Here is a 20867-nt window from a genome sequence, read left to right on the forward strand (position 1 = left end):
TCCTCTCATTTGATACTATCCGCTTCGTTAATGACCTGTTCTGTCGAATCTTGTTCTTGTTGCAGCAACTCAAGCTCTAACGCCTTTATCTGTTCCTGTTTGGTTGCTGCCTCCAGCTTCAATGCTTCATTGGTAGACTTCTCCAAAATAGAATTGGCCGTAGCCTCCGCCTGCAAGAGTTCGTTCAATGCGATATAATTATCAATCAACAACAAATAGCCACGATCTGTCCAGTTGGCATAGGACGCAAACTCATTGAGTAATTGAAAAATGCTCTGGTTCGAACCAGCAAAATCCTCTTCTTCAGCTTGAATAAAACTGTACTGGTATGCTGCTTCAGCCCCTACTTCATCACTGGATTCCTGTCGCAATTGATCGGCGATGGCTTTTGCTTCCGCTATTCTATCCTGCGTCATGAACAACCTTAGTTTCGTCAATTGTGCAAGATGCTCCCCATTTATCGGTTTCCAGTTTGCTGTCAGAATCTCATCCGCGAAATAGATGGCGCTATCTGCATCAATGGCCTGAAAAGCATTCATCAACCCTTCCCGCGCCAGGTACTTTTCACGGGGGTTGCGCGCTGCACCGCTCAGGAGTTGATAATTCTGAACTGCCTCCCTGCCTCTCTCTAATTTCAATAAAGACTTTCCGCGCTTATCTAATACACGCTGATAATAATCGTAATTGGGGTATACCAACAGGCGATTGAATTGGGTCACGGCCTGTACATAGTCGAAAGAACGGTAGTAGCCATCAGCGAGGTAATAATAGGCATCCGGCAAAAAGTTACTTTCCGGGTAGTCTTTCACAAACTGATCCACCAAAAAGCCCAATTGTGCATATTTCCGATTAAAATAATTGGTTTTGATCTGCTCAAAATCGATACTTTCCAGGCTGGAATTATCCGGATTGGCCTGCTTGTATTGCGCCAGCAACTCGCTAAACGAAGCTACTTCAACACCACGTTTTTGCAGGTCTTGCAATCCAATAATGGCATCGCCTGCTGCAACATGGTTAGGAAATTCAGCAATCACCCGAGCAAAATCTTCTTCCGCTTTCTCCAGTTCCTCCAAGTTGGCCTCACAAACACCGCGTCTGACCAGTGCATAGGGCAACAATCCACTGGACCCATATCGCTCAATCACAATAGAAAAAGTTCGAATAGCTGAAGCAAAATCCGCATTCTCAAACCACATTTGACCATTCTGGAAAGCGGCATTGTCAGCAAGAACCGAGTTTGGATAATCCTGAATCACAAACCTGAGTTGCAGCTCTGCTTCTGCCAGGTCCTCTCGCTGATAAGCAACCAACCCCAACTGGTAACGCAAATAATCTTTGCGTGGATAATCACCGTGAAGCAAAGTTTCATATCCCGACCGAGCCTGATCAAATTCCTTTAAAGCATACTGACAATCGGCAAGTCTTAACTGTGCATCCTGATAATAGGCATGCTTTAAATCCACCGTAGACAAATAGGCCTGAAATGCATTTGCGGCTCGTTGATAAGCTTTTTCATTGTAAGCAATGTACCCCAACCCGTAATGCGATAGTCCTTTCAACAGTCGCACTTCCCGACCCCCACCGAGGTTGAGCACGGATTGATAGGCGCGTTTAGCTGCGGCAGGGTCTTCGCTCGCCACATAAGATTCTGCCATCCAGTAATGCGCCTGCGCCACCAATTCCGGATTAGGTGTATAACGCAATGATTTGCTCAGAAATCGTCTGGAACGCTCAAATTTGGTTTCATTGAACAATTGTTGCCCCTTTCTCAAAGTGACTTGCTGGTAGGCAGTTCGGGTAACAGAGGTTTGCCGAGGCAAGCTTTCAATGTGCGCAATGGCCTTTTCGTAGTTAGATGTTCTGAGATAGGCTTCTGCCAATAAATCAGTGGCTTCGGATTGCCAACTTGCATCTGGGTAATCTTCAAGGTATTGCTCCAGATCCGTAATGGCCTCATCAAAATTACCAATCTTGAGTTTCAATTTTCCCGGCAAAAAAGTGGATTGCTCTTTTATCTCAGTATTAAAATCAAAGCGAGAAGCTTGTTCAAAAGACTGAGCTGCAAAATTGTAATCCTCCTGGTTTACATAAAGCTCGCCTAACCGAAAGGCACTCAACTGACCTATCTCAGAGTTTTTAAGTGCGGCTATTTTGTAGTTATCAATGGCTTTATCTGACTGATGCAACTGGTCGTAAGAAAATGCTAGTTTGTAATACGTGCTCACTTCTACCCCTTTCTTGGCTAAATCAATAGATCGCTGAAAGTTGTCAGCCGCTAGTTCGAAATTCCTTTGATCAAAATATACTTCCCCCAGCAAACGATACAGGGCAATTTTCGTCGCCCGGTTGCTCTTTTCTATTTTTTGTTTCGCATAAGCAACCAGATCATCCCTCCGGTTCAATTGAAAATACACATTGGCAATCATCCCCGATAATTGTAGGGGATTTTCTTCATCTGCGATCAACAGGTAGCGAAGTGCTTCTTCAAAAGATTTTTGCTCATATAAGATTGTTCCGGCGTAGTAGGCAGATTTTATGCGGTATTCATCCTGATAAAGAGTGACTTCCTTGAACTTCGTAAGCGCTTTGTCCCGATCTCCGGCGGCATAGCTGCAATAAGCCACAAAATATTGCGCACGGATATAATCCTTTTGTGCTACAAATTGCCGGGTGATCCCTTCATAAAGGTCACTTGCCTTTTCATATTTCTTTTGTGCAAATAATTGGTCGGCCCAGGCCATTCGGATAAGATCGGTTCTCACACCGGGCGCTCTGTTGTCGAGGTAATCATCTGCCAACGCTGTACTACTCGGTAAAAAGCCATTGAGGCCACTCAAAACCTGAAGATATTTGACTTCTTCGAGTTCATCAGATTGAGGAAATTGTTCCGCAAAATCGGTAGCACGCTGATGCGCAAGCGTCCAACTCTTCTCCGCGATTAAATCTCTAATGAGGTCATAACTTCGGTCTTCGCTTGCTTGCTGACCGGAATTTTGTGCCCCTGCGATCAGGGCGAACAACCAAAAAATTGTAAAAGTGAGGTGCTTATTCACACTTAACATGCCTGTTTAACTCTGCTATAACGAAGGAAATATAGAAATGATACATGACCGAACTACTTTCTGAAAGCGTTAGCTCATGAGCTTGAAAACCAACTCTTTCAAAAGGTCGCCATCATCCGGCACCAATTGATTGACGCCTTTACTTGCCAAATCGGCATCACGTATGAAGCTGATGTTTCTCACTACCACAGGCAGTGGATAATGTGAAGTCGCACGGATGTACTCCTCTGCAAAGAACGGGTGAACGCCAATCACTTTAGCAATGGTGTTCTTATCTCGCTGCGGGCTGTGATGGATCAATAACAGCTTAGAGAAATAGGAAAACAAATTGAAAATGGTCAGCACCATTGGATTATTGCCGGGGTTTGCGGCAAAATAGCGAACGATCTTCTGTGCTTTCAAGCGGTTTTTCTGACTTAGGGCTGTCTGCAATTCGAATATGTTGTACTCCTTACTGATGCCTACATATTTATGGACCGCCTTTTCATCGATAGGTTTCCCATCTTCTACATTGAGCAACAGCTTTTCTATTTCATTCGAAAGGCGCTGCAAATTGTTTCCGATGTTTTCTGCCAATAACATCACCGCCCTTTGATCGATTGTCACCTGCCGGGCCCGGGCGTAGCTTTGAATCCACCCAGGCACCTGATTGTCATAGATGCGTTTGCTATGCAAGAATACCGTTTGCTTTTCGAGGGCTTTGCCGACCTTGGTCCGCTTGTCCATCGACTTGTATTTGTAGCCAAAGACAAGAATGGTAGATGGAACCGGATTTTCCAGGTACTGCATCAGCAGTGATTGGTTGGTGTCCTTGTTCCAGCCTCGCAGCTCCTGTGCCTCCTTCACGATCACCACTTGCTTCTCTCCCATCATCGGAAACTTTCTGGCCGTGGTAATGATCTGCGGAAAGTCCACTTCCTTGCCATACAGCACATACTGATTGAAGCTTTTTTGGGACTCATCGAGGGCATTTTGCTCAATGTGATCAATGATGTTGTCGATAAAAAAAGGCTCGTCTCCCTGCAAAAAGTAAACGGGTGCGTATTGCCCCGCCGCAACGGCCTTCATGATCTCGGCATAATCCATGGCTGTAAAGTTAGGAGTTGGTCGTTTAGAATTGAATGATTTTCTTTTTCTTGTGTTACAAATAATTTTTATGGCGACTTAAATCCAGCTACGGCTGAATCCTTATGCAACCCAAACCTCATCCTGGCAATCAATTCCCCGATTTTGAACTACCGGACCAAAACGGAAAGATCAGAAAATTATCCAGTTATACCCGACAAAGTGAAGCCGATCGTCGGTATGGCTTTAAAGATGGTTATCCGGTCATCGTGATCTTCTCTAGAGGATTCTTTTGTCCGCGAGATCAGCAACAGTTTCGGTCCCTGGTGCCCTTTCAGGATGAATTGAATGTAAACTTCTGCAAGTTGGTATCAGTCAGCGCCGATGAACCGAAAGTGTCCTCTGCCTTCCGGGCGGGATTAGGCGCACAATGGACTTTTTTCAGTGATACTGAAAGGAAAGTGATCAAGGAACTGAATATCCTCGATGAAACGGAAGGTGAATATGCTTATCGCTCCCTGCCTTACACCTTTGTCCTAAAACCCAATCTGGAAATTCACAAAATATACAATGGCTGGTATTTCGTCGGCCGTCCAACGCTAGAAGAATTACGTCAGGATTTACGTGAAGTCATGCGCCAAATGGATTATTATTCCTATGAAGCATTCAATTCGGAGCATGTCAAAAAGATTCGCATTCCTCAGCAAACGTGGCTGGAAGAACAACCCGCTCCTACTTCAGTAGGTGTAGTCGATTCCTTTGACCTCAGGACTGGTAATGGCTATATCAAACCCGCAGATTCCGGAGAACTGATCTTCTTCAATTTTACCGCCATCCCCGGAGAGGGATATCGCACCATAAGACCCGGCACAAGGGTCCAGTTCGATTTGGAGCAAACTCATACCGGGTTATCCGCATTTAATGTCCAACCAAAAGGCCAATAAATAAGAAAGCCTGCGGAGCATCCGACAGGCTTTCACTTCAATCAATAAAACTATAGACTAGAATACTTTAAATTCAGTTCTTCTATTTGCCAGGTGTTCATCTTCAGAACATTTCACTCCATCGGCGCATTCATTCAGTAATCGTTCTTCGCCATATCCAACTGCCAGCAATCGCTCTTTACTGATTCCTTTACTGATCAAATACTCAACGACAGATTTTGCTCTTCTCTCAGACAATGCCTGATTACTTTCTGAGCTTCCTCTGGCATCTGTATGTGACCCAATTTCTATGATAGCATCAGGGTTATCATTGAGGAATTCCAGCAAGTTCTCATTAATGATATTGATCGAATTGGCAGTCAATTCAGCACTTCCAACCTTATAGTTGATAGGCAATACAATACCTCGATCCGGAATGGTGCATGGCACTTCTCTCCATACAGTGAGGCCACCTCGCTTCTCCAATACACGTCTGGTATACGCGGTATATTCGGCAGGCACTTCCACTTCTCTGGTCGTTTCATCGCTCACCAAAACGGTTCGCTCAATTTCCTTGGTTACTTCAGGAATCACTTCCGTTCTGTAAGAAGGCTCTTTTACGACTTCCTGCCTTTCCACAACAATATATTCTCCCAAAACTCTTTCTGATTCAGTTGTTTGATCTTTGGTCTTTCTCTGCACTGGAATATCTCTGGTAACCGCTGGAATCTCCACATAATGAAGTACTCGGCAATCCTCAGGATCAATCGATGGGCAATCAGGATCTTTTTCACCGGCTACCCATCGACCAGACTTTGACTTCACTTCCACTGTCTCGACTTCATCTTTGAAATCTTCGTCCAGCACTGTCAACTTATTATAAGGATCTTTCACCCAAATGGTATCATAAACAGTTCGGTATTCTGCTTCCTCAAAAATGTACTTTTTGGATTCTGGTTTTACCACTACCGTTTCCGTCACGGTCTTATATTCAGCAGGAACAACTTCAAGTCGAGTGTAGGCATCTTTTACTTTGACTTTAATCTCTTCGACTCGGTACTCATCAGGAGTGACACACTTGGCATAACACTTTCCTGGCTCAGGGTCTTCTGGAAGACCATCTTGTGCATAAACACTCATGGAACAAACCATGAACAATAGGATTACAACGTTTCTCATGTCTAATTTTAGGTTAGTAAGGATGATTATTTGGTCCAAAACAATCATCAAGAGTGCCTTAATCTGTCAGATATTCGTCGGATCAGCCAAAACACTCGACAGACTAATTCTTTTTCTCGAACAACCTTTTTGCACCACAACTTGCGATGAACCTTCGTACATTATCGCTTCAAATAGGTCATGAATCCATCAGGGCTAAATACATCAGATCAATTAAATTGTAAGTCCGATTAAGCGAAACAGCCTTCTTTCAGCACAATGGAAGTACATCACGACTACATCACACCTATTCTAGGCGTTTTATCAGCCTTTTAGCTGACGTTTTTTTATTAACATTAGACTTCAAGATTAATTAGACAATTAATTAGACATGACCCAATCTACTGCTTCAAAAGTTCCCTTTGGCCAGAAAGTGGCATTCGGGATCGGCATGCTGGCTAATCAGATGTTTCCCGCCATTCTCGGTATTTTCATGGTTGTTCTCGTCCAGGACCTGGGTTTTCCCGGTTGGATGTGGGGCGTCATCTATTTCTTCCCCAGAATATTCGACTGTTTCACCGACCCTGTGATGGGATTCATCTCGGACAACACCAAATCCAAGTGGGGTCGACGAAGACAATATGTGCTTATCGGCGGACTAATCATGGGTGTGGCCTTCATAATGATGTGGCAATTGTTCAGAGAAAACAGCCTGGAGTACAACTTCATTTATTTCATGTTATGGTCATTTGGTTTCTATATCGGTTTGACCATTTTCAGTGTGCCTTACGTAGCCATGGGCTATGAAATGAGCGACGATTTTCATGAGCGTACCAGTATCATGGCTGTTGCACAATGGGTCGGACAGTGGGCCTGGGTGATCGCCCCCTGGTTCTGGGTTTTCATGTATGACACGGATCTCTTTTCATCCGCAGATGTGGCTACCCGAGAGTTAGCCGTGTATGTAGCTATCTTTTGTACCATTTGTGCGATTGTACCGGCGGTCTTCATCAAGAGTAAATCCACCCTGGACGAAGACTATGTTCCAATGACACTAAGCAATATTGGTGGTCCGATCAAAGATATCATCAACGGTTTCGTGGAAGCCTTTTCCATTAAGCCTTTTCGTCAATTATGTATTGCTACGTTTTTGATCTACAATACCTTCTTTACGATTGCCAGCTTCTCCTTTTTCATTGTCGTTTACTACTTATTCAATGGAGATGCAGAGGCGGCCGGTGTATGGCCTACCCTTTTCGGAAGCGTAGGAGCCCTTGTGACCACATTTATTGTGATCCCTATCGTAGCTCGGTTGTCCAAGACCATGGGCAAAAAGAAAGCATTCATCCTATCGCAAGCGATTTCTGTACTGGGATATATTTTATTGTGGTTCTTATTTATCCCTGGTAAGCCATATATGTTCATGATTGCCTTGCCATTCTTCTCATTCGGAATCGGTAGTTTATTTACGCTCATGATGTCCATGACTGCTGACGTAATCGACTTGGATGAACTCAATACAGGCAAAAGACGAGAAGGCATTTTTGGAGCCATCTACTGGTGGATGGTTAAGTTTGGATTTGCGATTGCCGGCGGACTTAGCGGGGTTATCATGTCTGTCGTAGGGTTTGACTCTAACCTGGCTGTACAACCTGAAGGAGCCGTATTTGGGTTGAGGGTATTCTATTCAGGCTTTCCGATCATTGGTACCATCATCGCTATTTTGGTGATGTTGAAATATGACGTGACCGAAGAAAAAGCCACTGAAGTTTCTGCACAGCTCAAAGCCAGAAAAGCACAGGCTGCGCAGGCTGAAGCAGCGTAAATATAGATATAATCATGAAGAGATATGAATGAGTGCTTCGGCACTCTTTTTTTTGTCTTTGGCGTTTAATTTCCAGCGGAGAAATTAAAAATAAGAAAATGATAACCTTTTGACCGTTAAAATGGCATAACTTCTACAAGTGTTGAAATAATCAGCACTTTTTCTTTACCTTTAAGTTCTACAAGTATTGAACAAATGCAGCAACTCGGATATTTGGAAGAAACAGTGTTATTGATCATTCTCAGCATGGAAGGTTATGCCTACGGTTTTTCAGTCTCAGAAGCCTATAAAGATCATACGGGCAAAACCATCTCCATCAGTGCCATTCACAGTGTCTTATCAAGGCTGGAGAAAAAAGGATTGATCAGTTCTGAAATGGGTGGAGCCTCTGAAGATCGCGGAGGTCGTCGTAAGCGATTATTCTCCCCTACCAATCAAGCCAAAGAGGTGATTCAGGAAATTAAGAAATCCAGACAGGCTCTTTGGACACAGATACCTGGCCTCACATGAAAAAGCGTCCTACTCCTCCTCGACTGGCCAGTTGGTGGCTACGGCAATACTGTTCCGAAGACCTGGTCGAGGAAATCCAGGGAGACCTCCTGGAAGCTTACTATTTCCGTCTAAACATTCATGGTAAGCTTCAGGCAGACCTACGCTATTTCCGAGATGTGCTACAATTTTTTAAGCCTTATTCATTCGAAAAGCACTCCAGAAGTAAACAATTCATTCCTATGTTCAGCAATTACCTGAAAATCTCCATACGAAACATCTTCAAACACAAGTCTTTCACGGCCATCAACTTGATTGGATTAAGCCTTGGCATCACTTCAGTGGTATTGATCGCCCTCCATATTCAGCATGAATTGAGTTATGATCGTTCTTTTCCCGATTCAGAAAACATCTACCGGCTGGTCAATGAGTATCGCGACCAGACCTACACCTGCATGAATTTTGACGATTATTATGGGTCAGATTCCGATACGCAGCTCAGACTTTCGGATCATATCAGGAAGTACGATGGCGTTGAAGAAGCTTGTCACTTTGTCCCCAATCTGAGTGCCATTGGCCCTAATCGGCAATGGTATTTACGTGCTAATCAAAAGGAAATGGTGATGGATCAATTGCTCTTTACCAATACGGGACATGCTTTTCAATCTATCTTTCCCCAACAATTTCTTAAAGGTAGCCCTGCCGATGCCTACGGCGATTATCAAACGGTGGTATTGACTGCTGATGTGGCAAAACGCATTTATGGTACTGACTGGTCCTTGAAGCATCTAATCGGTCAATTCATTGAAATAGGTCAGGAATCCTTCGAAATCGGAGGTGTTGTGGCAAATCCAGTAGCGAACACGCATTTCAACTTCGATATGATCATTCACCAGCAAAATATCCCAAGTTGGGGAGCATACACGTATTTCAAAACCAGTCCGGCTACTTCTGGTAACGCTATTCTGGCACAAGTTAACCAGGACATTGAAACGGTTTACCCTGGCTATACAGCGGATGTATTAAGCAAGGGCGTGAAGCTGGTATCCTTACACGACATCCATTTCACCGACAACATGCTATACGAAATCAAACCAATCGCCAACAAACAATACCTGGCCACTTTTGGATTGATCGGAGTTGTGATCCTGTTGATCATCTGGACAAATTATGCAAACCTCTCTGTTGCCTTGTACACTGGTCGGCAAAAAGAATTGGCCATCAGAAAGGTTATGGGTGCTCGAAGTAAGGATGTATCTCTTCAAGTCACCTTTGAGGCGTTTTTGTTGGCATTAATGTGCTTTCCATTCATTATCGTATTACTTTACGTCACGCTCCCCTACGCAAATAAATTACTGGGAATAGCAATTGCGGAATCCTTAATTTTCGAGGCTCCCACCCTTTTCGGCATCACTGGACTGCTGCTGGTCACTGGGATCATCAGTGGACTTTACCCTGCGGTGGTTTACAGCCATAGATCCGTTCAAGCCATGGTTACCAGCAAGTTGAATACAAAAAAAAGTCGTGGTGCTTTACAGTTCAGAAATGTGCTGCTCACGGCTCAGTTCTTCATGTTGATCGGATTGATGAGCTTGTCTATGATCATCATGAAGCAGATGCAGTATGTGCAGCACAAGCAATTGGGGTTTAATTCAGAAGGGGTAGTTTATTTCGACATCAACGATGCGAACAAGTTTCAGCTCCTAAAAACTGAATTGAAACAAATGCCTGCAGTAGCAGCAATTGGTAAAGGCATGATCCCCGGACAGGACATGTACAATCAGCTGACTTACAAAATGCGGAATGGCCCAACCACTTTCTCAGACGGCACACTAATCGAAACTTCATTAGGCAGCATGCAAGTCTACGGGATCGAATCAAGGGCTTTTGAGCGATTAGATACGGATGCAACCATTTTTGTGATCAATGAAACCGCTGCAAAAAAACTTGCCAATGACCTCAACATTAAGCCGCAAGAATTGATAGGACAAACGATCATCACAGAGCCCGAATGGGAAAATGAAGAGTTTGGCCAGGGCGTCCCCTACGTAATTGCTGATATCATTGACGATTTTGACTATTTCAGTCTGAAATATGCATCCCAGCCGCTACTCATCGGTGTGAATAATCGGCCCGATTCCTGGACTTACAACATGATCCTTCGGGTTACTACGGATAATTGGCCAGGTACGCTGCACCAATTGGAACAAGCGTACTTAAAAGTCGAAACCGAAAATCCCTTTAACGTTCAATTCCTCGATGATAATCTGCAGGAACTTTATGCAAATGAAAGAAACGCAGGTATCCTGACAGTATTATTAACTGGTATCTGTGTCGTGTTGGCTGTCATGGGATTGATTGGCATTGTTGGCTATTTCACCTTTACACGAAGAAAAGAAATCGGCATCAGAAAAGTTTTTGGAGCTACGATCCAGCAAGTCTTCCGATTGATTTTCAAAGAGTATGTCATGATGCTGATCATCGCGACTTTACTCACCCTTCCCATCTCCATTTATTTGGGAAATGAATGGTTGACTGTATTTGCTTACCGCATATCCCCGAGTTTTGGGTTCATCGGCATGGTCTCCGGAAGTGTTACCTTATTGATCGTCTTGCTGGTGGTGGTGATACAATCTTACCACACGGTAAACAAGAATCCTACAGAAACTTTGCGGTATGAATAAGGGGAAAATCTATTTCATGCTGTTTTTCATAGGTTTCGGAACAATGGCTCAGGACACCCTGGAAACCACCTATCCGGGCACCACTCAACGATGGATCAAGCGATTCGAATCAGGGCATAAGATCGATGAAACGATCTACTATGATAATGATCAGATCTGGATGAAGGTACAGTATGTCAACGGTCAGGAAAAGTGGAATTGGTATCATGAAAATGGTGCTCCTTATTTTGAAGCGACCATCAAAAATGATTCACTCCAGGGATGGTATCAAATTGGATATAAAAACGGACAAATCGCCGAAAAGATCATGTATCAAAACAACCTGGAGAATGGAGTGGCATTTTTTTATTACCCCAATGGTCAACTGGCCATGCGTGGAAGCTATGAACAAGGCAGGATGTTAGAAGGTTGGCAATGCTTTGATCTTGATGGGCATCCTGCTAATGGGGATTGGCAATGGGCTTTCGCAGCGGATACCTCCAAGCTAAGAATGGAAGGAGTTGTTTTGAATGGAGCAATGATTGGGGAATGGACTTATACCTCTATTGGTAATCTGGCAACGGAAAAAGAAAAACAATTCAATGTTACTTTCCGATAAAGATGTTTTTCAATCTATTCAATAATGGTTCGGGGGTCCCCGCTCCGGCACACATTACCCACTCACATGCGATCAACCCCCAGAAGTATCTGATTTTGGCCTAAGCCATGACTACTTCCTTTTCCAGGATCTCCCATTCCAGGATATAGCTTGCCGTGCTGTTCTTTTCTACCAATATCATACTGTTAGAGTACTCGCCAGGGTCGTCATTCACAAAAAATCGGAACGTACCCAGGAAATCATTTCTACTCAGGTAATCGAAATCCCATAATTCAATTTCGTTCCAGCCTTCTTCTACCTCCAAAGTCACTTTGACCGGAGCTATGTCTCCCGAATCTACCCGATAGTAAATGTATCCTTTCGGCCATATCTTCTCCCCCTTGTGTTTCAGGTACATTTCGTCCTTATCAATCTCATCCGGGAGTGTGCAATGCACGCGATTCAATCTGATCTTTCTTTTCATCTCTTTTCTCTTGGTTTTGATTGTTATATGTTGAATAGGTTAGGAATGAAGGGCGTCCCTAACCGAATGACGCCCTAACACCAACCTCTACCACATGAAGTCTTATTGTCCCTGGCCAAGCGAGTATCCTCGCACGCCATCAAATTCATATAAATTCTCTGTTTTGATCACGTCAATACCCTCATCCAGTGCCTTGGACAGCACCTCGGGAATGCTCGACTTTTCTGCCGGATGACCGTTCTCCACTTCAAAACGGCAGCGCCAGTGATCGGTACAGAATGTTTCTTCAAATCCTTCAGGCCACACTTTTACGCCCCGGTTCGTGATCATGCTAAGCTTAACATCCGATTCCAGGTTTTTCAATTTCATGGCCAGCTCATCTACTCGGCCTCCATCCCAGTCAACAAACACGTCCACTCCTTTCAGGACTTTCGTTGCTTTAGGCTTACGCTCATACGTTGGGACTTGTATCTGTACATCTTTTGCAAAAGAGGCTGCCTTGATGTGCTCAGGTCGCTGCCCTAATCGCTCGATTACCGCTTCGGCAAATTCTTTGGTCCCTACCTTCCTCTGGCTGATGCCTTTCTTGTAGATATCTGCTGTGTGTATCCCTTCTTCGATGGTAGCAGCCCATGCATTGACAACTTTTTCAGCCACATCCTGCTGTCCGATGTGATTGAGCATCATCACCGCCCCTCTCAAAAGACCAGAAGGATTTGCTATGTTTTGTCCGGCAATATCGGGAGCAGAACCATGAATGGCTTCAAACATGGCACAGCTTGCACCAATATTGGAAGAGCCAGCCAAGCCGACTGATCCTGAAATTTGTGCAGTAATATCGGATACCACATCCCCGTAAAGGTTCGGCATCACCACTACATCAAAAATCTCTGGTGTGTCCGCCAATCGGGCGGCTCCAATATCGATGATCCAGTTGTCAGATTCAATCTCAGGATATTCTGCAGCTATTTCTTTGAATACGCGATGGAACAATCCATCGGTGTGTTTCATGATGTTGTCTTTGGTAAAGCAGCTTACTTTTTTGCGGTTATACAGTTTCGCATATTCGAAGGCATACCGTACGATCTTTTCGCACCCTGGTCGGGTGATCAATTTCAGGCATTGCACCACTTCGTTGGTTTGCTGGTGCTCTATACCCGCATACAGGTCCTCCTCATTCTCACGGATCACCACCACATCCATCTCGGGATGCTTCGTGCTGATGTAGGGATGAAAACTGTTGCACGGTCTGACATTCGCATACAAACCAAGCGACTTACGCATGGTCACATTCAGGCTTTTGTAACCTCCGCCCTGAGGAGTGGTGATTGGTGCCTTCAAAAAGATCTTGTTTTGACGGATGCTGTCCCAGGCTTCTTTACCGATCCCACTGGAATTCCCTCCAAGATAGACTTGCTCTCCTACCTTGATCTCTTCCCACTCAATACGTGCACCTGCGGCATCTAAGATCTTTAAGGTGGCGTCCATGATCTCAGGACCGATCCCATCTCCTTTTGCGAATGTTACTTTCTGCATGAAATTTTATTTTTGGGTTTTCACGCAAATTGCGGGCAAAGAGTTTATAAATCATATTTTAAAATTTTTATCAATTACATTAATTGATATTTATACTTAATTCTCTATATCGCATCAGAAAGACCAATAAGCACCTAAACGATCAAAATGAACCAGAAACACGCCATCTTAACCAATTTCGTACAACATGCCGCTGAAATTCCCGAACAGACAGCAAACATGGAAGTTGTGACGATCGGTCATTTAACAGTTGTGAACAGTGGGCTGCCGTGTGACACCTTCAACACGATCCATGTGCAAGGGAATTTCACTTCAAATGAATTGGAGCAAGCTTTAGAACCCTTTCAAAGCCAGAACCTCCCTTTTTGCTTATGGATCAGTCAGGAATATGTAAATGATTCAACCATTCATGACCTGCAGGAAGCAGGGCTACATTGCCAGGCAGAGGAAGCTGGCATGATACTGGACCTGACTGCCTATGAACCAATATCCAGCGATAAACACCAAAATATCCGTAAGGCTACTTCGCCGGAAATGATCCGTGAATTCAGCCAGGTAATTGCCAATAATTGGTCTCCTCCCGATCAGGAGGTCATCAACTTCTATGAGAAGACAGCTCCGGAATTCATACAACTTAAAGAAAGGGTTTCATTGCTAAGCTATTATCAGGATGGAGAAGCGGTGGCCACGGTAGAAGTTTTTGCTACGGATGATCAGGTCGTGGGTATTCATGGGCTGGCAACCTTAGAAGACACCAGAGGTCATGGTATTGGGTCTGCTTTGATGACCAAAGTGCTGAACGAAGCAAAAGCTGAGGGGTATTTATGGGCCGTATTGCTCGCCACTTCCGACGGTGCTGGCATCTATCAAAAACTTGGCTTTCAGACATTAACGACGTTCTATGAATATGCCTAAAAGCAGGGAGAATATACATCGCTCAACTCAGTATAGAATACTAGCTGTATCGTTGTTGCTCATCGCAACCTTATGTACAAACGGGCAAGAGTTCCAATCCTTCTTTACCGGCAATTCAGACGATATGATTACCGAACCCAAAGGAGGCATTTGCTTGATGGGCGGTGCATCCGAAGATGATGAAGCCATGCGATGGTTTTTAGAAAAAGCCAATGGCGGAGACATTCTGGTACTCCGGAGTAGTGGATCTGATGGGTACAATGAATATTTCTACTCTGAATTAGGCGTGCCCGTCAACTCGGTTGAGACAATTGTTTTTAACCAGGCGGCCGCAGCCAATGACCCCTACATTTATCAAAAAATAGCACAAGCTGAAGCAATCTGGTTTGCCGGAGGCGATCAATGGAAATACATCTCCTATTGGCGCAACACGCCTATTGATGAGTTCATCAATATAGCAGTAAAAGATCGGAATATTGCTATTGGCGGTACAAGTGCCGGCATGGCGATCATGGGCCAATTTTATTTCTCGGCCGCCAATGGCACGATACGATCTGAGGAGGCATTGGCTGATCCTTATGACCAAAGGATTACGGTAGATTCTACCACCTTCCTACAGAATGAGAATTTAGAAAACACCATTACGGATACCCATTTTGATGATCCTGATCGAAAAGGCCGATTGGTAACATTTATCGCCAGGATATTGGCTGATTATCGCACCAATGTACGAGCCATTGCTTGTGAGGAGTATACCGCGGTTTGTATAGAGCCAGATGGAATTGCGCGTGTTTTTGGAGGCTTTCCCGAGGAACAGGATTTTGCCTACTTCGTACAAATCAATTGCGTGCAGTCTGATAATCGACCTGAAACTATCTTATCCGGGGAGCCGCTACATTGGGAACAAGGAGGTGCCGCACTCAAGGTCTATCAAATACCTGGAACGGCTACGGGTACTAATACCTTCGATTTAAAAGATTGGATCACTGGTAATGGCGGAAGTTGGTGGAATTGGCAAGTAAAATCCGGTACCCTGGAAGAAAGACAGGGTGGTGAATTGAATTGTGATCCGCTTTCCACTGACGGTTTTGGCAAGGAAATGAATATTCAATTAACACCTAACCCCACCTCTGGCGAATTGGTGGTCGGTGATTTACAACCAGGCCTGGAATTAACTGATCTGAATATCATTGATGTTCTGGGAAGGCAACAGCCATTGAAGGCGACCAAAAGAACGCCGACTGAATTCCTGATTGACATGAGTGGATATGAAAATGGCTTGTATACCCTACATATTGCACAAGACCAACAAGTCAATTCGGTCAAAATCCTGAAAAAATAAAACTTTCACACCTACCAGTTCACAAGTAAAACCGACCGACTGCCAACAAACCCCTGCCAATTCACGACAAACTGACTACCGGATAAGCCTTCCAACCCGTGTCATCTTTAAAAACTATTTAAGATGATGACACTAAAACTCTTTATATCTACTGTACTCATGTTGGGTGCCTTTACGTTCGGGTTTGCCAACTATGCCAACAACGAGGAAGCTTCCGTAAGCGAGATCAAAGCGGTAGCAGAACAATTTATCGAAGTAGTCGATAAAAACGATGCCGAATCTTTACGTCAGTTGTTGCACCCGGACATGATCCAATACACCTATCTGGGAGACAAACTGATCCCTTTCAAAGGGGCGGATTTTGCTCAAATGGTTGGCGACAAAAAACTGGGTGGCGTTCCTCGAAAAATCAGCCACAAATCCGCAAAGATCATTCGCGACAACACAGCACTAGTCGTCATGAGTGCAGTCAGTAGTGAATATGACTTCATGTACCAGCTGTCCTTAGCCAAAGTCGATGACGCATGGGTAATTGTGGGTATTCTCGTCGATGTAAACAAAGTGGGATGAGGCTCCTGATCCTGGCATTATTTACGGCTCCCTTCTTTCTTCCGGAACAAAGGGGGCCGGTTCATGTCGGAGGCATGCATATGTCTTATGAGATTACGAATGACTCAGTGACTATTTCGCTAAGTGCACCGACCACAGGCTGGGTAGGCATTGGCTTCAATCAGGAAAACAACATCTTAGAAAGCGATTTGCTACTTTTTCATGTGATCGAAGGCAAGGCCTCCGGGCTTGATCTATTTGTGAAAGGAATAGGTGATCCAAGAAAAGATACCGATCTGAACGGCCATACGTCCTTCCGCATGTTGGAAGGCAAAGAAGAAAATGGCCAAACTGAAGTACAATTCAGAATAGCCCTGGACAGTCAGGACCCTAACGATTATCAACATACTCTATCTGAATCTTTTTGGTTGATCCTCGCCTATTCTGCCCATGACGATTTTGAACATCACTCACTGATGAGGCGACATGTTCCATTCGTTTTCGAACCAAAATAATTAATTCAATTTTGACAGATTAGAAAATTGTTAATAATTACCGCAGCGGCGGACCACCCCAGCCCTAAAGGGCGGCCCATAAGATTTTCGACCTTCCCCCTTTAAGGAAATGAAGCGATCCACGCACGGGGGTAAAAAGGTAATCTGTCAAAGTAGAAGTAAATTGACCCTAGAAATATGCTGACCCGTCGAAACTTATCTATCAACTTCCTGGTATGGTCACTGGTGGCATTGTTCACCTCGACGCAACTCTATTTACGTAGCTATCAATCAGAACCTGAACTGGCCAACTGGTGGCAGCAGTTTCAGGTGCAATTGCTCGTTTGGTGGGTCTGGGGATTCATCACACCCTTCATTTTTTGGTTGGTCACCCAATTTCAGATCGGTCAACGCAACCTGTTTCGTAACGCAAGCATTCACCTGATCTCCTCTATATCAATTGTGGTTTTTTACCTGGGATGCTATTCGCTGATCTGGAACCTTATGACTTCCAGCAAAGTAACACTTGAAAGCTTTGCTTCCATCTATGTCGTACTGTTCCTGGCCTTATTTCATTGGCACTTTTTCATTTACATCGCCATATTGGGATTTGTGCATGCAAGGGAATACTACCGAGAAGTGAAGGCCGAAGAATTGAAGAATTTGAGCCTGGAGAAGGATCTGATTGAAACGCAGCTTCGGATGCTCAAAATGCAGTTGCAACCGCACTTCCTATTTAATGCCCTTAACAGTATTGTCAGCTCTATCCATCGCAACAAACTGGATACAGCCATTGATATGACCACTGATTTGAGTGAACTACTCCGAATATCTCTCGCAGAATCTGACGTCCAATTGGTCTCCTTGCAGAAAGAATTGGATCACTTGAAAACGTATTTAAGAATCGAGCAACATCGCTTCAAAGACCTGGAAGTATCCTTTGAGGTAGAACAACAATTGACCGACCTGAACATTCCCAATTTCATTTTGCAGCCGCTGGTCGAAAACAGCATCAAACACGGTATTTCGCAGAAACAAAATTCGAAACGCATCAACATCGGCGCTAAAAAAGAAAAGGGGCAGTTAATAATATCCGTTTTCAACGAAGGCCCACCGTTGAAAAGTGAACAAGTGGAAGGAATTGGGTTAAGTAATATTCAGGAACGGCTGACCAATGTGTATGAAGGGCAATCTAGTTTTCATATCCATTCCGTGGAAAATGGCGTAGAAGCAGAAATAAGAATCCCTGCATGAGAAAAACTGTATTAATTGCCGACGATGAAGAAGATGCACGGGAATTACTTAAAGTTCACCTGAAGCGCCATGATCACCTGTCATTGGTCGCAGAAGCCCAAAATGGTCAGGAAGCTTTAGAAGCAATTCAAAAATGGAAACCGGACATAATCTTGTTAGACATTCAGATGCCGGAACTAAGTGGCATAGAACTGGTCGAACAATTGAAGGAAACTGCTCCCCCGCAAATCATCTTTGTTACCGCGTATGACCAGTTTGCCGTCAAGGCATTTGAGTTGAATGCAGTAGACTATCTCCTGAAACCTTTTAGCAAAGATCGATTTGATCAAACGTTAAATAAAGTGACTAATGCCACGGAAAAGCAAGATTTACAAATGCTCATGGCAACCCTTTCTCATACCATTCCAAAGAAAGAATATCTCGCTCGTTTTGCTTTCCGGGATGGACCTTCCACCCTCTTTATTCCGACCAATGAAGTGAGCATGATTATTTCCGCAGATCAATATGTTGAAGTGTTTACTACCGAAAAAAAGTATTTGATCCGACTCGCAATGGACTATCTGGAACAGGTTCTGGACCCTGCTGTGTTTTTCAGGACTCATCGTTCCTACTTTGTGAACATCAACTTTGTCACTTCAATCGAACAATACGAACCGCGCAATTTTCTGGTCCACTTACAGGGCGATTTACAGGCAAAATTAAGCAGGGATAAAAGGGACGCATTCAATCTGAAGCTATCGGGGCATGTTTGATCATCTAGTATAGGTCATATAAATAGTGCGATCCAAAATTGCTACACATCTACCACCATTTCTCCAAAACACGTTAATTACCTAAAGCTTTCTCTCCAGCTTATTCATGTTTGCTCGGGTAACGGATCGTGCCAAAGCCAGGTTGGTTTCGGCTTTGCTGGTTGCCACGTATGCCATGTACTTCCCATCTTCTGTTACTTTGATGATGTGATACTGCGTTTTCAATTCGATGAGAATGTGGTCAATGGGTTCCGATAAATGAAGGGCATTGATTGCTTTGAGTTTTGCTTTTACCACTTCCACATTGTAAGCACTGGCCACCTCCGGATTGAATGATGGATCATTACTATGCATTCCCAGGGAGGCACCGGTTGCTACATTCACAACTGATACAGCAATCAAACCAGGAATGTCTTTTTTGATCGTATCGATAAAACGATCGACTATTTCGGAATCGGCCATGAGTTAGGGGATTTAATTGAAAGGATATACGAAGAAAAGAGGATTCTGTTAGGCTGAACCTAACAAAAGGAATGAGTGGGAGTTTTTCGAGGTGAAATTGCTAAGATTAGAAAATTTATCGATCATAACTTTTACATATACCCTCATTTGAAACCGAATGACCATAATCTTTGTTGGCCTTACAACGCTTGATTAAACTTGCGCCTGAATTCCCTGTGAAGAAGCGATAATTATGACAAAAGAGGCTGTATTGAAGGCATTGAGTGAAGTGCAGGATCCGGACTTGAAAAAGGATCTGGTCACGCTCAACATGATCCAAAACATCCATATCAGTGACAATAAACTGGCGTTCGACGTGGTATTGACCACTCCGGCTTGTCCGTTGAAAGAACTGATCAAAAAGGATTGTGAAAAAGCCATCGAAAAGCACCTGGGCGAAGTTGACTTACACATCAACATGACCTCTGCTGTCACCACTGCTCGAAACGATGCACCAGTTCTTCCGGAAGTAAAAAATATCATCGCGATCGCTTCGGGGAAAGGTGGCGTTGGGAAATCCACGGTATCAGCAAATCTTGCGGTTTCGTTAGCAAAATCAGGCGCTAAAGTAGGGTTGATCGATGCAGATATTTTTGGTCCATCTGTTCCGACCATGTTTAATTGTGAGCATGAACAACCCGGTGTTACTCAGGTAGATGGTAAAAACCAGATCGTACCGGTTGAGCAATACGGGGTTAAGCTCATAAGTATAGGATTCTTATCTCCCGCTGAAAATGCAGTAGTTTGGAGAGGTCCGATGGCAAGTTCCGCTTTGAAACAATTCATCGGCGATACGGTATGGGGACCTTTGGATTATCTATTGATTGATCTGCCTCCGGGGACTTCCGATATTCACCTGACCATGGTACAAACCGTCCCCGTGACTGGTGCCATCATCGTGACCACACCACAAAAAGTCGCCATTGCGGATGCGCAGAAAGGGCTACAGATGTTCAAGCAGCCCACTATCAATGTACCCGTCTTAGGGGTCATAGAGAACATGGCGTACTTCACGCCTGAAGAATTGCCCGACAATAAATATTTTCTTTTTGGTGAAAATGGTGGTGAAAACCTGGCAAAAAAGAACGAAGTACCGTTCCTGGGACAGATCCCAATTGTACAGGCGATTCGTGAGAGCGGCGACAATGGATACCCTGCAGCATTAAAAGATGGGGTAACCTCGGAAGCTTTTCGTAATTTAGGGGCAGCAGTCGCACAACAGGTAGCTATAAGGAACGCTACGCTCTAAAAAACGAC

The 20867-nt window shown here is 44.1% G+C and carries 18 protein-coding genes; 12 read left to right on the forward strand and 6 right to left on the reverse strand.

The features are described from left to right. Positions 1-5: 5 nt before the first annotated feature. Both R8G66_03725 and holA read right to left on the reverse strand, forming a co-directional pair. Positions 6-3053, reverse strand: coding sequence for a tetratricopeptide repeat protein (locus R8G66_03725; GenBank protein MDW3191441.1), 3048 nt, complete (start codon positions 3051-3053; stop codon positions 6-8). A gap of 78 nt (positions 3054-3131) precedes the next feature. After that, positions 3132-4148: a DNA polymerase III subunit delta gene (holA, locus tag R8G66_03730; protein ID MDW3191442.1), complete on the reverse strand. Its 1017-nt coding sequence runs from the start codon at positions 4146-4148 to the stop codon at positions 3132-3134. 104 nt (positions 4149-4252) lie between these two features. Here holA and R8G66_03735 point away from each other — a divergent pair, with 104 nt between their 5' ends. Beyond that, positions 4253-5071 (forward strand): redoxin domain-containing protein, encoded by an 819-nt coding sequence (locus R8G66_03735; protein MDW3191443.1) that lies wholly within the window; start codon positions 4253-4255, stop codon positions 5069-5071. 57 nt (positions 5072-5128) lie between these two features. On the opposite strand, the gene R8G66_03740 is transcribed toward R8G66_03735, so the two are convergent. Next, positions 5129-6229, reverse strand: a complete 1101-nt coding sequence (locus tag R8G66_03740) for an OmpA family protein (GenBank protein MDW3191444.1) — start codon at positions 6227-6229, stop codon at positions 5129-5131. A 370-nt stretch (positions 6230-6599) separates the two neighbouring features. On the opposite strand from R8G66_03740, the gene R8G66_03745 reads away from it, so the two are divergent. The 4 genes from R8G66_03745 (at position 6600) to R8G66_03760 (ending at position 11804) form a co-directional block, all read left to right on the forward strand. Continuing rightward, on the forward strand, positions 6600-8033 hold the full coding sequence (locus tag R8G66_03745; protein MDW3191445.1) for an MFS transporter: 1434 nt from the start codon (positions 6600-6602) through the stop codon (positions 8031-8033). Positions 8034-8228: 195 nt separating this feature from the next. After that, entirely contained in the window at positions 8229-8543 is a 315-nt protein-coding gene (locus tag R8G66_03750; GenBank protein ID MDW3191446.1) for a PadR family transcriptional regulator, read from the forward strand. Next, on the forward strand, positions 8540-11206 hold the full coding sequence (locus tag R8G66_03755; GenBank protein ID MDW3191447.1) for an FtsX-like permease family protein: 2667 nt from the start codon (positions 8540-8542) through the stop codon (positions 11204-11206). Before R8G66_03750 ends, R8G66_03755 begins: the two co-directional genes overlap by 4 nt. Then, positions 11199-11804 carry a hypothetical protein gene (locus R8G66_03760; protein MDW3191448.1) on the forward strand — a complete coding sequence of 202 codons (606 nt, stop codon included), beginning with the start codon at positions 11199-11201 and terminating at the stop codon, positions 11802-11804. Before R8G66_03755 ends, R8G66_03760 begins: the two co-directional genes overlap by 8 nt. 100 nt (positions 11805-11904) lie before the next feature. Here R8G66_03760 and R8G66_03765 read toward each other — a convergent pair whose 3' ends face one another. Then, positions 11905-12267 (reverse strand): hypothetical protein, encoded by a 363-nt coding sequence (locus R8G66_03765; protein ID MDW3191449.1) that lies wholly within the window; start codon positions 12265-12267, stop codon positions 11905-11907. Positions 12268-12369: 102 nt separating this feature from the next. Then, positions 12370-13803: an NADP-dependent isocitrate dehydrogenase gene (locus tag R8G66_03770; protein ID MDW3191450.1), complete on the reverse strand. Its 1434-nt coding sequence runs from the start codon at positions 13801-13803 to the stop codon at positions 12370-12372. A gap of 147 nt (positions 13804-13950) precedes the next feature. On the opposite strand from R8G66_03770, the gene R8G66_03775 reads away from it, so the two are divergent. The 6 genes from R8G66_03775 (at position 13951) to R8G66_03800 (ending at position 19109) form a co-directional block, all read left to right on the forward strand. Continuing rightward, a complete protein-coding gene (locus R8G66_03775) occupies positions 13951-14718 on the forward strand; it encodes a GNAT family N-acetyltransferase (GenBank protein ID MDW3191451.1) in 768 nt (255 codons plus the stop codon). 124 nt (positions 14719-14842) lie between these two features. Next, positions 14843-16060: a T9SS type A sorting domain-containing protein gene (locus tag R8G66_03780; GenBank protein ID MDW3191452.1), complete on the forward strand. Its 1218-nt coding sequence runs from the start codon at positions 14843-14845 to the stop codon at positions 16058-16060. A gap of 123 nt (positions 16061-16183) precedes the next feature. Beyond that, complete coding sequence (locus tag R8G66_03785; protein ID MDW3191453.1) at positions 16184-16630, forward strand: nuclear transport factor 2 family protein; 447 nt, start codon at positions 16184-16186, stop codon at positions 16628-16630. Continuing rightward, complete coding sequence (locus R8G66_03790; protein MDW3191454.1) at positions 16627-17124, forward strand: DOMON domain-containing protein; 498 nt, start codon at positions 16627-16629, stop codon at positions 17122-17124. Before R8G66_03785 ends, R8G66_03790 begins: the two co-directional genes overlap by 4 nt. Before the next feature lie 177 nt (positions 17125-17301). Next, the gene (locus R8G66_03795; GenBank protein ID MDW3191455.1) at positions 17302-18357 is read left to right on the forward strand and encodes a histidine kinase; all 1056 of its coding nucleotides are present in this window, start codon (positions 17302-17304) and stop codon (positions 18355-18357) included. Further along, entirely contained in the window at positions 18354-19109 is a 756-nt protein-coding gene (locus tag R8G66_03800; GenBank protein ID MDW3191456.1) for a LytTR family DNA-binding domain-containing protein, read from the forward strand. Before R8G66_03795 ends, R8G66_03800 begins: the two co-directional genes overlap by 4 nt. Positions 19110-19190: 81 nt before the next feature. On the opposite strand, the gene R8G66_03805 is transcribed toward R8G66_03800, so the two are convergent. Further along, positions 19191-19571 carry a hypothetical protein gene (locus tag R8G66_03805; GenBank protein MDW3191457.1) on the reverse strand — a complete coding sequence of 127 codons (381 nt, stop codon included), beginning with the start codon at positions 19569-19571 and terminating at the stop codon, positions 19191-19193. Between the two features lie 226 nt (positions 19572-19797). Between R8G66_03805 and R8G66_03810 the strand changes: the two genes are divergently transcribed. Beyond that, positions 19798-20859 (forward strand): Mrp/NBP35 family ATP-binding protein, encoded by a 1062-nt coding sequence (locus R8G66_03810; protein ID MDW3191458.1) that lies wholly within the window; start codon positions 19798-19800, stop codon positions 20857-20859. Positions 20860-20867: the final 8 nt, after the last annotated feature.

The sequence above is a fragment of the Cytophagales bacterium genome, from assembly GCA_033344775.1.
In the GTDB taxonomy this organism is placed as follows: domain Bacteria; phylum Bacteroidota; class Bacteroidia; order Cytophagales; family Cyclobacteriaceae; genus JAWPMT01.